11 protein-coding genes are annotated in these 13,514 nt (G+C 61.3%); 9 read left to right on the plus strand and 2 right to left on the minus strand.

The features are described 5' to 3' along the window. The first annotated feature begins 284 nt into the window (after window positions 1-284). From AB5Z05_RS11410 to AB5Z05_RS11450, 9 genes are all read left to right on the plus strand, one after another. Window positions 285-1,427 (plus strand): isovaleryl-CoA dehydrogenase, encoded by a 1,143-nt coding sequence (locus AB5Z05_RS11410; protein WP_100645989.1) that lies wholly within the window; start codon window positions 285-287, stop codon window positions 1,425-1,427. Further along, a complete protein-coding gene (locus tag AB5Z05_RS11415; protein ID WP_368151576.1) occupies window positions 1,424-3,025 on the plus strand; it encodes a carboxyl transferase domain-containing protein in 1,602 nt (533 codons plus the stop codon). Before AB5Z05_RS11410 ends, AB5Z05_RS11415 begins: the two co-directional genes overlap by 4 nt. 11 nt (window positions 3,026-3,036) lie before the next feature. Next, entirely contained in the window at window positions 3,037-3,873 is an 837-nt protein-coding gene (locus tag AB5Z05_RS11420) for an enoyl-CoA hydratase-related protein (protein ID WP_368151578.1), read from the plus strand. After that, on the plus strand, window positions 3,870-5,840 hold the full coding sequence (locus AB5Z05_RS11425; RefSeq protein WP_368151580.1) for a biotin carboxylase N-terminal domain-containing protein: 1,971 nt from the start codon (window positions 3,870-3,872) through the stop codon (window positions 5,838-5,840). The genes AB5Z05_RS11420 and AB5Z05_RS11425 overlap by 4 nt, the downstream gene beginning before the upstream one ends. After that, entirely contained in the window at window positions 5,837-6,805 is a 969-nt protein-coding gene (locus AB5Z05_RS11430) for a hydroxymethylglutaryl-CoA lyase (RefSeq protein WP_368151582.1), read from the plus strand. Before AB5Z05_RS11425 ends, AB5Z05_RS11430 begins: the two co-directional genes overlap by 4 nt. 2 nt (window positions 6,806-6,807) lie before the next feature. Continuing rightward, complete coding sequence (locus AB5Z05_RS11435) at window positions 6,808-7,218, plus strand: MerR family DNA-binding transcriptional regulator (protein WP_279487791.1); 411 nt, start codon at window positions 6,808-6,810, stop codon at window positions 7,216-7,218. Window positions 7,219-7,254: 36 nt separating this feature from the next. Further along, window positions 7,255-8,016, plus strand: a complete 762-nt coding sequence (locus AB5Z05_RS11440; RefSeq protein WP_331378597.1) for a transporter substrate-binding domain-containing protein — start codon at window positions 7,255-7,257, stop codon at window positions 8,014-8,016. A 52-nt stretch (window positions 8,017-8,068) separates the two neighbouring features. After that, window positions 8,069-11,071, plus strand: a complete 3,003-nt coding sequence (locus AB5Z05_RS11445) for a DUF748 domain-containing protein (RefSeq protein WP_368151584.1) — start codon at window positions 8,069-8,071, stop codon at window positions 11,069-11,071. Window positions 11,072-11,295: 224 nt separating this feature from the next. Then, window positions 11,296-11,892 (plus strand): GPR1/FUN34/YaaH family transporter, encoded by a 597-nt coding sequence (locus AB5Z05_RS11450; RefSeq protein WP_005336948.1) that lies wholly within the window; start codon window positions 11,296-11,298, stop codon window positions 11,890-11,892. Window positions 11,893-11,973: 81 nt separating this feature from the next. Here the strand turns inward: AB5Z05_RS11450 and AB5Z05_RS11455 are convergent, their stop codons facing one another. Both AB5Z05_RS11455 and AB5Z05_RS11460 read right to left on the minus strand, forming a co-directional pair. After that, complete coding sequence (locus AB5Z05_RS11455; protein ID WP_368151599.1) at window positions 11,974-12,744, minus strand: zinc-dependent peptidase; 771 nt, start codon at window positions 12,742-12,744, stop codon at window positions 11,974-11,976. Between the two features lie 76 nt (window positions 12,745-12,820). Further along, window positions 12,821-13,258: a GNAT family N-acetyltransferase gene (locus AB5Z05_RS11460; protein WP_106843772.1), complete on the minus strand. Its 438-nt coding sequence runs from the start codon at window positions 13,256-13,258 to the stop codon at window positions 12,821-12,823. Window positions 13,259-13,514 lie beyond the last annotated feature (256 nt).

The raw sequence follows: 13,514 nt of genomic DNA on the forward strand, positions 1-13,514 counted from the left end.
CCCCGCGCTTACTTTCCTGAGTTGGTGCTTTATAACGCGGCGCCCACACGCTGCGTCATTCGGATCTACCACTATGGCGCTGTTGTCGTGGTAGCTGATGACACTCTCACTACCACCTCTCTATCGACACACAACAGATTAACAATTGATTTACGTTTACGCTAACGTAAACTTGTGGCAAAAGTGAAGTACAAAAATGGACCGACCACTGCCAGCCGTAACGCCGAGTCAGCCGGTCGAGCCAACCTTCCTACCCGACTGTCATATCCGCAAGGAGAGCATGGATGCAGATGGATGAGACCCTGAATGCCCTGACCGAACAGGTTGCGGCCTTCTGCCAGAAAGTGATCGCCCCACGCGCCAGCGAGATCGATCAGAGCAACGCCTTTCCCCGTGATCTCTGGCCCCGGATGGGTGAGCTGGGGCTGCACGGCATCACGGTGGCCGAGGAGTATGACGGGGTGAATCTCGGCTATCTGGCCCATGTGCTGGTGATGGAGCAGGTAAGCCGCGCCAGCGCCTCGGTCGGCCTCTCCTACGGCGCCCACTCCAATCTCTGCATCAATCAGATCCACCGCCACGGCACGGCGGAGCAAAAAGCACGCTACCTGCCCCCGCTGGTGAGCGGCGAGCATGTGGGGGCGCTGGCCATGAGCGAACCGGGAGCCGGGTCCGATGTAGTCAGCATGCGCCTCACCGCGGAGCGCGAGGGCGATCACTTCGTGCTAAACGGCAACAAGATGTGGATCACCAACGGCCCGGATGCCGACACCTTCGTCATCTATGCCAAGACAGATACCAGTGCGGGCCCCAAAGGGATTTCTGCCTTTATCGTTGAAGCCGGCACTCCCGGTTTTTCTACCGCCCAGAAGCTCGACAAGCTGGGGATGCGCGGCTCCAGCACCTGCGAGCTGGTGTTCGACAACTGCCGGGTACCGCAGGAGAACTTGCTGGGCACCTTGCACGGCGGGGTCAAGGTGCTGATGAGCGGGCTCGATTACGAGCGGGTGGTGCTGGCTGCGGGCCCCCTTGGCATCATGCAGGCCTGCATGGATGTAGTGCTGCCCTATGTGCGTGAGCGCAAGCAGTTTGGTCAAGCCATCGGCGAGTTCCAGCTGGTGCAGGGCAAGCTCGCCGACATGTATACCCGTCTCGCCAGCAGCCGGGCGCTGGTCTACTCGGTGGCGAGCGCCTGCGATCAGGGCCGCACCAGCCGCAAGGATTGCGCCGCCGCCATCCTGTTTGCCGCCGAAAACGCCACCCAGATGGCGCTCGATGCCATCCAGTTGCTCGGCGGCAACGGCTACATCAACGAATACCCCACCGGTCGCCTACTGCGGGACGCCAAACTCTACGAGATCGGCGCCGGCACCTCGGAGATCCGCCGCTGGCTCATCGGCCGCGAGCTGATGGGAGAAAATGCATGAGTCGTATCAACTCCCGCCTCGACACGGCGAGCCCAGAATATGCGGCCAATCGGGCCGCCATGCAGGGGCTGGTCGACGATCTCCACGCCCGCATTGCCGAGATCGCGCTAGGGGGCGGCGCGACCAACAACGCCCGCCATCAGGCCCGTGGCAAGCTGCTACCCCGCGAGCGCATCAATCAGCTGCTGGACCCGGGCTCCCCGTTTCTCGAACTCTCGGCGCTGGCTGGCTGGCAGGTCTATGACGAGCCGGTACCCGCCGCCGGTATCATCACCGGCATCGGCCGGGTCTCGGGCAGGCTCTGCATGCTGGTGGTGAACGACGCCACCGTGAAGGGTGGTACCTACTACCCGCTCACGGTGAAAAAACACCTGCGCGCCCAGACCATCGCCGAGCGGCTGCGTCTCCCCTGCCTCTATCTGGTGGATTCCGGAGGCGCCTTCTTGCCGATGCAGGACGAGGTGTTCCCCGACCGGGATCACTTTGGCCGCATCTTCTACAACCAGGCCCGCATGTCGGCCCAAAACATCCCTCAACTGGCGGTGGTGATGGGGCTCTGCACCGCTGGCGGCGCCTACGTGCCCGCCATGGCTGATGAATCCATCATGGTCAGGGAGCAGGCCACCATCTTTCTGGCGGGTCCGCCGCTGGTCAAGGCCGCCACCGGCGAGGAGATCAGCGCCGAGGCCTTGGGCGGCGCCGAGGTACACTGCGCCCACTCGGGAGTTGCTGATCATATGGCCCGTGACGATGCCCATGCGCTGGCCATCGCCCGCACGCTGGTTACTCATCTGGGTAACGAGCCGATAGAGAGCAGCCCCGGCTACGAGCCCCCCTGCTACCCCATAGAGGAGCTCTACGGTCTGGTGGGCACCAGTCTCAAACGCCCTTACGACGCCCGCGAACTGATTGCACGACTGGTGGATAGCTCTGACTTTGACGAATTCAAGGCGCTGTTCGGCACCACTCTGGTGACCGGCTTTGCCCGCATTTGCGGCATGGAGGTGGGGATCCTCGCCAACAACGGCGTGCTGCACAGCGACAGTGCCCAGAAGGGGGCCCACTTTATCCAGCTCTGTAATCGCCGCGCCATCCCGCTACTCTTTTTGCAGAACATCACCGGCTTTATGGTGGGGAGCAACGCAGAAAAGGAGGGGATCGCAAAGCACGGAGCCAAGCTGGTCACCGCAGTGGCCTGCAGCCGGGTGCCCAAGATCACCCTGATCGTCGGCGGCAGCTTTGGCGCTGGCAACTACGGCATGTGCGGCCGCGCTTATGAGCCCGATTTTCTCTTTAGCTGGCCCAACAGCCGCATCTCTGTCATGGGGGGCGAGCAAGCTGCCGGAGTGCTGGTGCAGGTGCGTCGGGACAAGCTGGCTGCCGAGGGCAAGAGCCTGAGCGAGCAGGAAGCAGCCGCCATCCGCGCACCAGTGATAGAACAGTATGAGCGCCAGGGCCACCCCTACTACGCCAGCGCTCGCCTGTGGGATGACGGCGTGATTGACCCGGCCCAGAGCCGCACCGTATTGGCACTGGCACTGGCTGCCTGTAAGGGGGCCCGCATTGCTCCCGAGCAGTACGGCATTTTCCGGATGTAAGGAGCAAACCCATGTCAGATCCACTTACTTCCTCCCAGAACCCGTTTCGGCTGGAGCGGCACGGCCCGCTGGCTGAGCTGGTGCTGTCGCGACCGGCCCGCCACAACGCCTTTGATGCCGACCTGATGCTGGGGCTGCTCGACTGCCTCGATGATCTGGCCCATCTCCATGGTCATGATCTCGCCGAACGCCCTCACGCCCTGCTGCTACGTGCCGAAGGCAAACACTTCTGCGCGGGCGCCGACCTCAACTGGATGCACAATCTGGCCCACGCTGATTTCGAACACAATCGCGAAGACGCCCGGGTACTGGCGCGGCTGATGCAGACCCTCGACGAACTTCCCTTCCCCACGGTAGCGCTGGTGCAAGGGGCCGCCTACGGCGGGGCGCTGGGCCTCATCTGCGCTTGCGATCTGGTGCTCGCCAGCGATGATGCGCGCTTTTGCCTCTCCGAGGTGAGCCTAGGTCTGGTACCTGCGGTGATCAGCCCCTACGTGGTACGCGCCATGGGAATGCGTCAGGCGCGCCGCTACATGCTCACTGCCGAGCCGTTCGATGCCATTACCGCCTGTCGGCTCAATGTGGCGCATCAACTCTGCCAACCGGATCAACTGCTGGCGGAGGGGCGGGCGCAAGCCCTTCGTCTGTGCCGCAACGGGCCGGAAGCGATGAAAGAGACCAAACGGCTGCTGGCGGCGATAGAGGCCCATCCTGCCCGCCTGCACGAAGAGAAAACCGTCGAGACCATCGCCCGGGTTCGGGTGGGGCTCGAAGCCCAAGAGGGGATGCAGGCCTTCTTCGACAAACGTCCTCCCGCCTGGCGTCCCCGTTTCAAGGATGAGACATGACCCATCACTCTCAGATTAAGCGCCTGCTGATTGCCAATCGCGGCGAAATTGCTGTGCGCATCATCAAGACGGCGAAACGCCTCGGCATCCACACCATCGCCCTCTACTCCGATGCCGACGCCCACGCCATGCACACTCGTCTTGCCGATGAGGCCTGGCATCTGGGGCCCGCTCCGGCCAGAGAGAGTTATCTCGACACCGGCAAGGTGCTGAAGATTGCCAAAGAGGCGCACGCCGATGCCATCCATCCCGGTTACGGTTTTCTGTCGGAAAACAGCGATTTTGCCACCGCCTGCGAACAGCGCGGCCTGCGCTTTGTCGGCCCAAGCGGCGACGCCATTCTCGCCATGGGCGACAAATCGGGGGCCAAGGCGCTGATGCAGGCTGCCGGCGTACCTGTGCTGCCCGGCTATCACGGCACGGATCAACGACCGGACTTCTTGCGCGATCAGGCGAGCCTGATTGGCTTCCCGATGCTTATCAAAGCGGCCAGTGGCGGCGGTGGCAAGGGGATGCGCCGGGTCGATCAGCTGGCCGACTTTCACGAGTCGCTGGCGGCAGTCAAACGGGAAGCCAAGGCTGCCTTTGGTGACGATCTGGTACTGCTGGAGCGCTATCTGCCCCAAGCTCGCCATGTGGAAGTACAGGTCTTTGCCGATAGCCTCGGCAACGCCATCTATCTGGGGGACAGGGACTGCTCCTTGCAGCGACGCCATCAGAAGGTGATCGAAGAGGCGCCCGCCCCCGACATCCCTCCGGCTCTGCGCCGCGCCATGGGGGAGGCAGCCGTGGCCGCAGCCAAAGCCATCCATTATCAGGGGGCTGGCACCATCGAGTTCCTGCTCTGCAAAGATGAGTTCTTCTTTATGGAGATGAACACCCGGCTGCAGGTGGAGCATCCGGTCACCGAAGCGGTGACCGGGCAGGATCTGGTGGCCTGGCAACTGGCCGTGGCAGAAGGCAAGCCGCTGCCACTCACTCAGGAGGAAGTTGTGCTGCGCGGCCATGCGGTGGAAGCGCGCCTCTACGCCGAGGATGTGGCGGCCGGTTTTCTGCCTGCCAGCGGGCCTATCCACTGGCTCCACTGGCCCGTTGGCGTGCGCATCGACACCGGCGTCACCGCTGGCGATGAGGTGAGCCCCTATTACGATCCCATGATCGCCAAGCTGATCGCCCACGGCCAGAGCCGCACCGAGGCGTTCGCCAAACTGGCCGATGCGCTGGCGGCACTGGATCTCGGCCCGCTGGTACACAACGGCACGCTCTTGCTGCGCCTTTGTGAAGAGCCTGACGTCCTGGCCATGGGCCACCATACCCAGTGGCCCATACCCACCACAGCACGGCCCATTCCTGAGCTCGCCTGGCCGCTGGCCACCCTCTGGCTGGCGAGCCGCCCTGCGGGCACCTCCCCCTGGCAGCAAGCCTGCGGATTTCGGCTAGGGCCGGATCGCTGCTGGACAGCGGCGGTGCGCATCGGTAATGAGCACCGGGTATTGACTCTTAACGATCATGGCGGCCAGTTTGAGTGGCAAGGGGAGACTCATTGCTACCAGAGAGGTGATGATCATATCCGGCTGCAGCAGGGCGGCGGCTGGCAACAGATCCCCATTCAGACGGTCGAAGGCTCGGAGGCAACCTTCATCATGACCCTGGGGGGCCAGCGCATCCCCTTCGCGGCCGATGATCGGCAGCACAGCCACCACCATGATCAGGCAAACGAGAAGGCGCAGGGCGCCATCGCCCCCATGCACGGCATAGTGGTAGCCGTGCTGATCGAGCAGGGGCAAACGGTCAGCAAGGGGCAACCCCTGCTGGTGCTGGAGGCGATGAAGATGGAACACCAGTTGCGCGCAGAGCGGGACGGGGTAATTGAAGCCCTGCAGTGCAAGCAGGGTGAGCAGGTGAGCCAGGGGGCCGTGCTGGTGCGCTTTGCCGAAGAGACTGCTTCACAGGAGGAACACCCATGAACCGATCACAGGACGTCCGTGACGACAGGGTCAGTTTAGTGGAGATGGGGCCACGAGATGGCCTGCAAAATGAAGCTGCGCACCTCTCCCTGGTACAACGGCTGGAGCTGATCCAGCGCCTTACCGACAGCGGCCTGCAACGCATCGAGGTGGGTGCCTTTGTCTCTGCCAAAAAAGTGCCACAGATGGCGGACTCCGCAGCGCTGTTCGAGGCACTGCCGCGCAAGGGCTCAACCCGATACGGTGCCCTGGTGCCCAATCTGCAAGGCTTGCAGGCTGCCATTGCCGCTCACGCCGACGAGATTGGCCTCTTCACCGCCTGCTCCGACGGCTTTACCCGTGCCAATATCGGCATCAGCGTGGAGGAGTCGCTGGTGCGCTTCGCCCCCTTGGTACAGGAGGCGCGCCGACTCGGCATCAAGGTGCGCGGCTACCTCTCCACCGTCATCGCCTGCCCGTTCGATGGCCCGACCCGCCCGAAACGGGTCGCCGCCATGGCCGAACAGTTGCTGGATCTCGGCTGCCACGAAATTTCGCTGGGAGACACCATCGGCGTTGGCACCCCGGGCACGGTGGCGCCCATGCTGGATGCGGTGCTGCACGAGATCCCGGCGGGTCGACTCGCGGTCCATTTTCACGACACCTACGGTCAGGGCTTGGCCAACCTGCTACCCGCGCTGGAGCGTGGCATTCGCACCATCGACTGCTCGGTGGCGGGGCTTGGCGGCTGCCCCTATGCGCCGGGCGCCTCCGGCAATGTGGCGTCAGAAGAGGTGGTCTACCTGCTACACGGCCTTGGCATGACGACGGGGGTGGATCTCGACAAACTGGCGGCCACCGGCCAGTGGGTGAGCGAACAGCTCGCTCGCCCCAACGGCTCGCGGGTCGGTCAGGCCCTGCACGCCAATGCCGAGCGGCTGCGTGCCCGCCTCTGCCAGCCACACGCCCAGCAACAGGAGTCATGACCATGTCCCGTTCCCTGCCCGGCAAGGAGATCACCTACAGCATTTCGGAGCTGGCCCACGAATTCGATGTCACGCCGCGCACCATCCGCTACTACGAGGATGAGGGGCTGCTCACTCCCCAGCGGGAGGGGCAAACCCGCATCTACAGCCATCGGGACAAGATCCGGCTCAAGTTGACCCTGCGCGGCAAACGGCTGGGGTTTAGCCTGGCCGAGATCCGCGAGCTGTTCGATATGTACGACACTGACAAATCGAGCAAAACCCAGCTCCACTCCATGATCCAGCTGATCGAGGAAAAGCGCCGTGCCCTGCACCAGCAGCTGGAAGATATCCAGATGGTGATGGCCGAGCTGGAAGCCGCCGAACAACGCTGTGTTAATTCCCTTAACAGCTTGAAAACTGGCGCAGATTAACCGAATCTGGGAGCAAGCTATTGCCCTGGGGATCCCATGAGATATTGGTGCTGGTTTTTGCTCTTGTTCAGCCTCTCTGGCTGGAGCCATCCCCTCATCAAGGTTGGTGGATACCCCTATGCCCCCTTTGTGGTCAAACTCCCCGATTCCAGCTATGAAGGGCTGACGCTGGACCTCATCGCCAAGCTAAACGAGATCCAGCAAGAGGTAAGATTCGTGTTTGTTCCCACCTCGGCCGCCAACCGTTACAAGGCGCTCGATCTGGGCCGTTTCTCGCTGATGCTGTTTGAAGACACCAAGTGGGGCTGGGACACAGATAAATTCAAGATGACAGCACCCTTCCTCGGTGGTGGCGAGGTCTATGTGGCCCTGAACAAAACGGGTCGGGATCAGCGCTTTTTCGATGACCCCTCTCGGCATCATCTTATCGGGGTGACCGGCTACCACTACGGCGTCGGCCAGTTCAATGCCGATCCTATCTACCTGCAGCGCAAGCTCAATATCACCCTGGTCAAGGACAACGTCAGTGCCTTGCAAGCGCTACTCAAAGGGCGTGGCGAGGTAGCCATTCTCAACGTTTCCTACCTTAACCAGTATCTGCTGGCCCACCCCGACACCGCCGACCAGTTGCTGATCTCGCAGAAATGGGATCAACGATATCAACACCGCGCCATCCTTCACCCTGAGGCCCCCATTACCCCTGCCCAGCTGGAACAGTGGCTGGCAGCGCTGCAACAAAAGGGTGAACTGGATCGCCTTTGGACAAAGTACGGCGTACAACAGCACGCAACCCCATGATTACTATCCAGCTTTTCTGTACCATGGCGGGAACCAAATGGGAGTGCACCAAATGAACACCACCGAGCCCGCGTCCCCCAAGCTCCGCTTGCTGCGCTACCTTGCCTACGCTTTCCTGCTGCTTCTTATCCTGATCACCCTGCTGCTGTGGCAAACCCCCCGTCTGATCCAGCACTATCTGCCCGGCTGGCTGGCCGAGCACTATGGTCTGCAACTGACGCTGGGGGAGATTGACGTAGGGCTGCGCAACCCTTCTCTCACCCTCGGCGCGACCGCCCTGCTCGATGCCAAACAGCAGCCCATCATCGGTTTTGAGCAGCTCTTTATCACCCCCGACCTGCAAGCCAGCTGGCAGCAGAAAGGGGTCGTGCTTTCCACCGTCACCCTGACCAAACCCGTGGTGCTGCTGCAACGGCTGACAGACAAAAAAGGGGATGTTCGACTCAATCTGACCGATGCACTGGCCACCCTGCTCGCCCCTGCGCCCTCCCCCGAGCCCGAAACAGCCAGCGCCCCGCTGCTGGTCGATATTGCCAGTGTCAATGTCACTGACGGTCATGTGCGCTATCAGGATCAACGCAAGGAGAGCGAACCCGGCTGGTTACCGCCTCTCAATCTGGAGAAAGTGACCCTCAAGCTCGATAACCTGCGCACCGAGGCAAATCACCCGACCGCCTATCAGCTGAGCGCCGCCATCAACGGCAAAAGCAGCCTCGCCGCTCACGGCAAACTCGATGTGATGAGCGGCATGGGTCAGGGTAAGGTGAGCCTCAAGCAGGTCGACCTGAAACCCTTCGCCCCGCTCTGGGCACCCTATCTCAAGCTGGATCTGGCCAAGGGCCACGCCAATGCAGAGGTGGAGTACCAGCTTAAAGAGGGCAAGCAAGGAGTGCTGTGGCAATTGTCCAAAGGCAAGCTGACCCTGGACAACTGGCAGCTTAAAAAACACAAGGGCGACGAATTTGCACGCTTCGGCCAGCTGGCCCTTAGCGATTTGGCTGTCGATGGCCAGAAACAGTCGCTCCAGATCGGCAAGGTGACCCTGCAACAGCCCCTGCTCAAGGCCACCCTCAACCCACAGCAGGAGCTGGATCTGGCTGACTTGCTGATTGAACAGGCCCCCGCCAAGCCCGTCAAAGGAGCCCACGCCGCAAACGAGGTGGCCAACAATGCGGCGCCCAAGTCGGCACAGCAAGCAAAGGCAGCCGGTAACGGCAAGAAACACGGGGCAGACAAACCCTGGCAGTGGCAGATCAAGCAGATCCTTATCGACAAGGGCGATCTCACTCTCACCGAATCGAGCAGCGGCAAACCGCAGGCACGCCAGCTCTCCGGCCTCAAGCTGGCGCTGGGGCCACTGGGCAGCAAGGGGGAGCAACCGAGCAAACTGACTCTGGCCACCCAGTTCAACCAGAGCAGCCCCCTCGCCTTTGATGGCCAACTGACCCTGACTCCTTTCACCTTAAGCGGCGAGATCAACCAGCAGGGGCTACCCCTCACGCTGGCACAGCCCTATCTGGCCGATCTGGTACGCATCAAGGTGCAAAACGGGCTGCTGAGCAGCAAAACCCGCCTCGATCTCGCCACCACCCCCCAGGGAGATCTCAGCAGGCTGACCCTGCAAGGGGGGCTCGATATCAACGGGCTCAAAGTAGTCGATCGGGCAGACAATCAGCGGCTGCTGGAGTTCAACACCCTGGCTCTCAGCGGTCTGACGTACGACGGCATCAGCCAGCAGATGCGGATCAAGGAGATTGCTCTGAACAAGCCCTTCGCCCGCATCGAGATCAACGAAGATGGCACCACCAACCTGCAACAGCTGCTGTTGCCACAACCGGCGGCAACCAACAGCACTCAAGCGGCGGCTGGCAGCAAGGCTCCCGATTTTCGTTTCACCATCGACCAGCTGCGCACCGAGCAGGGCAACCTGCGCTTTGCTGATCGCAGTCTGAGTCAGGATTTTGTGGCCGATATCGCCTCGCTGGGCGGCCAGAGCCGCCATATCAGCAATATTCCGGGGCAACGCTCCGATCTCGCCTTCAACGGCAAGGTGGATCGCTATGCGCCGGTGACCATTCGCGGCGGTACCAACCTGCTGGTCGCCAACCCGATCCTCGACATCGCGGTGGCCTTCCACAATCTGGAGCTCACCACCTTTACCCCCTATTCGGGCACCTATGCCGGTTATGCCATCGACAAGGGGCAGCTCTCCATGAAGCTGCACTACAAGCTGGAGGGCAACCGGCTGGAGGGGGATAACGACATCACCATCAAGAAGCTGCAACTGGGCGAGAAGATCAAGAGCGATCAGGCCAAGGATCTGCCGCTGGGGCTGGCCATCGCCCTGCTGAGCGATGCCAACGGAGTGATACAGATGAACCTCAAGGTGAAGGGGGATCTCGATCAACCGGACTTCAGCATCGGCAATATCTTCTGGGATGTGCTGGGCAACACCCTGAGCAAGGCGATCACCTCCCCCTTCTCCCTGCTCGCCTCGCTGGCCGATGGCACCGAAGATCTCGACGAGCTCCCCTTCCTGCCGGGGGAACCCGATCTCACCCCCACCCAGCAGGAGAAACTGGTCAAGCTGGCGCAGGCCCTCAAGGATAGACCCAAGCTCAGCATGAACATTCGCGGCAAGGTCAACTTCAACGAGGAGCGCCCCATCTTGCAACGGCAAAAGCTGGAGCGGGTACTGGCCAAGCTCACCGGCAATCAGGCGGATCTCGACCTGCTGGAACAGGACCCCGCCCTGCAAGAGGCGCTGGCCCAAGCCTATGAAGAGCGCTTTGGCGAAGATCTGGATGATCTGGCCGATCGCCTCCATCTGGATGAAGAGAGCGCAGCACTGCGGGCCCAGGCGGTGATCCTGCTGCGGGATCAGCAGCTCATCACCGCCAAATCCCTGCGTAATCTTGCCATGCGCCGGGCGCAAAATACCAAGGAGTTTCTGGTCGACAGCCAGGGGATCGCACCGGAGCGGCTGTTCGTGCTCGACAGCCAAGTCAAGGAAGAGGACAAGGAAGCCAAAGTGATCCTGACACTGGATCAGTGACGCCGCCGCACTGCGCAAAAGCGTAATAAAAATACAACCCCTCAACTATTTTGACACCTTTTGCTCACCAAACAGCCTGCCTTGGTGAGCATTTGGCCTCTGATGCAAATAATCACGTAGTTTTTTTACGATTTACCCCTCTTGCCCCCTTGCGGGCGCGCCACAGCCTGCCTAAAATCGCGCGTCTTTTGTTAACCCCCACCTCTATTTTTGGAGAACGCCACGTGAGCGAAAAATTGGCCAACCCTGCCCCTCTGGGTCTGATGGGTTTCGGTATGACCACCATCCTGCTGAACATCCATAACGCAGGTTTCTTCCCCATCAGCGCCATGATCCTGGCCATGGGCCTGTGCTACGGCGGCATCGCCCAGATCATCGCTGGCATCATGGAGTACAAGCGTGGCAACACCTTTGGTGTGACCGCATTCACCTCCTACGGCCTGTTCTGGCTGAGCCTGGTGTTCCTGCTGATCATGCCGACCATGGGTCTGGCCGAAGCCACTCCGCACGCCTACATGGGTTGGTATCTGCTGATGTGGGGCATGTTCACCCTGTTCATGCTGGTTGGCACCATCAACTACCCGCGCGCCAAGCAGTTCGTGTTCGCCTCCCTGACCGTGCTGTTCTTCCTGCTGGCCGCCCGTGACTTCACCGGCAGCACCCTGATCGGCACCATCGCCGGTTTCGAAGGCATCATCTGTGGCGCCAGCGCCATCTACCTGGCCATGGCCACCGTGATCAACGAGCAGTTCGGCCGCACCGTGATGCCGATCGGCGATCACAAGAAAGCAGCCGCCGTACAGCTGAAAGCCGCTGCCTGATAGGCAAGCCACTCAGATTGTAAAAAAGGCACCCTCGGGTGCCTTTTTGCTATCTCGAATAACCGTTTAACAGCTCGGTTATCAGTCAAGTGACTCGACGTCGACGTCCACCTCCCCCGCCAGCAAGCGGGTTGCGGGGAAACGCAGTGCGGGATCCTGGCTAAAGAACTGGCGCAGTTGCCGGTATACCGCGGGATAGACCTGCTGCAGCCGCAGCGGATCAGTAAAGAAGCACTCGCAGCTGACGGCAAAAAACTCCGCGGGATGTTCGGCAGCATAGGGATCGATATCGGTCACTTCGTCCCGATCAAGCTGCTGGCACAGCGTATCGAAGGCGCTCTGAAATGCCTGTTGCCACAGCAGGCTGCTCATCTGCCCCGGCAACGGCGGCGCGCCGTCCGCCTCACCGCCCAGCATATCGAGCTTGTGGGCCAGCTCGTGGATCACCAGATTAAAGCCGTCCCAGTCGCCATCTTGCTGCAGTTCGCTCCAGGCCAGCACCAGCGGCCCTTGCGGCCAGGATTCGCCGGCGTTCTCCTCTTCAAACTCGCTCACCAGACCGAACTCATCCTGCACCTCCTGACGCCGGGTCACGGGCTCGGGGATGATGATGATTTCGTGAAAGCCGCGATACCAGTCAAGGCCAAGGTGCAAGATGGGCAACGCCGCCTGCAGCGCCAGCACCGCCTGTTGACGGCGGCTGAGCTCTACCCCGATCAGGGTCAGGGTCTTGCGCTTGAGTAGCTGTTGCCCCAAGCCGATAAGCGTTGTCTGCTCGGTGTCGCTGAGCCCTTGCAAGATGGGCACTGCCGCCAGCGCCTGACGCCACAGCGCCAACTCATCCTCACTCATGGGCGTTTGCGGGCGACCACCCAGCCATTTGAACCATCCCAGCACGCCTACTCCTTCTTTTGATGCAAAAAACAGGTTACAGCAGTTTGACGAACCGTTTCGGCCGCTCCTGATAATCCTGCGCCAGATAGAAACGGTGGGCCGCCTCGCGCTTGAGACTGCTGGATAGCTCCAGCTGGGCGCAACCTGCGGCCCGCGCCATCTCTTCGGCGCCCTTGAGCAGGGCTGCGCCCACTCCCGCCCCTCTTGCCCCTTCATCGACAACCAGCGCCGAGATCAGTCCCCAAGCTGGTGCAACATGCAGCGGTGCCAGTTTGTGCCACACCAGCACGCCGACCACCTTGTCGGCCAGGGATGCGAGCAGCACAACGCTCGCGGGATCCGGCGCCAACAGGCGCGCCGTGACGTCAGCGCCTTCGGCAGGATACCCCAATTGGGTGAACAGGTGGGCGATGGCGCTCCCGTCGTCGGCCTCAGGGGGACGGATCGTCAACGTTTCAGGGTCATTTTTCATTGTTGGCCTCATGTTTGCTTTCCATTGTGTTACGCCCGTCACATTGTCCGGCGCAGATCAACAAGGAGGATCTCATCTTTACTCATAGAAAACGCTGCCTGCCATTATCCCCCCACCCTTGTCAATTCACAAATTTGCAACAAGGCAACATTTTTCGCTGGGAAGCACTGATACAACTCGATATGTTACAAGCCATGCATAGCGCGTGTTTGCGCTCTGCTTAACCCCTCAACCCCGCGCTCATTTGTTAACTGGA

This window comes from Aeromonas sp. R2-4, from assembly GCF_040908365.1.
Lineage (GTDB): Bacteria > Pseudomonadota > Gammaproteobacteria > Enterobacterales > Aeromonadaceae > Aeromonas > Aeromonas veronii.

Excerpts from the sequence above, each read along its gene's own strand:
- AB5Z05_RS11410 (WP_100645989.1), top strand. The coding sequence starts at position 285 with ATGCAGATGGATGAGACCCTGAATGCCCTGACCGAACAGGTTGCGGCC.
- AB5Z05_RS11415 (WP_368151576.1), top strand. The coding sequence starts at position 1,424 with ATGAGTCGTATCAACTCCCGCCTCGACACGGCGAGCCCAGAATATGCG.
- AB5Z05_RS11420 (WP_368151578.1), top strand. The coding sequence starts at position 3,037 with ATGTCAGATCCACTTACTTCCTCCCAGAACCCGTTTCGGCTGGAGCGG.
- AB5Z05_RS11425 (WP_368151580.1), top strand. The coding sequence starts at position 3,870 with ATGACCCATCACTCTCAGATTAAGCGCCTGCTGATTGCCAATCGCGGC.
- AB5Z05_RS11430 (WP_368151582.1), top strand. The coding sequence starts at position 5,837 with ATGAACCGATCACAGGACGTCCGTGACGACAGGGTCAGTTTAGTGGAG.
- AB5Z05_RS11435 (WP_279487791.1), top strand. The coding sequence starts at position 6,808 with ATGTCCCGTTCCCTGCCCGGCAAGGAGATCACCTACAGCATTTCGGAG.
- AB5Z05_RS11440 (WP_331378597.1), top strand. The coding sequence starts at position 7,255 with ATGAGATATTGGTGCTGGTTTTTGCTCTTGTTCAGCCTCTCTGGCTGG.
- AB5Z05_RS11445 (WP_368151584.1), top strand. The coding sequence starts at position 8,069 with ATGAACACCACCGAGCCCGCGTCCCCCAAGCTCCGCTTGCTGCGCTAC.
- AB5Z05_RS11455 (WP_368151599.1), bottom strand. The coding sequence starts at position 12,744 with ATGAGTGAGGATGAGTTGGCGCTGTGGCGTCAGGCGCTGGCGGCAGTG.
- AB5Z05_RS11460 (WP_106843772.1), bottom strand. The coding sequence starts at position 13,258 with ATGAAAAATGACCCTGAAACGTTGACGATCCGTCCCCCTGAGGCCGAC.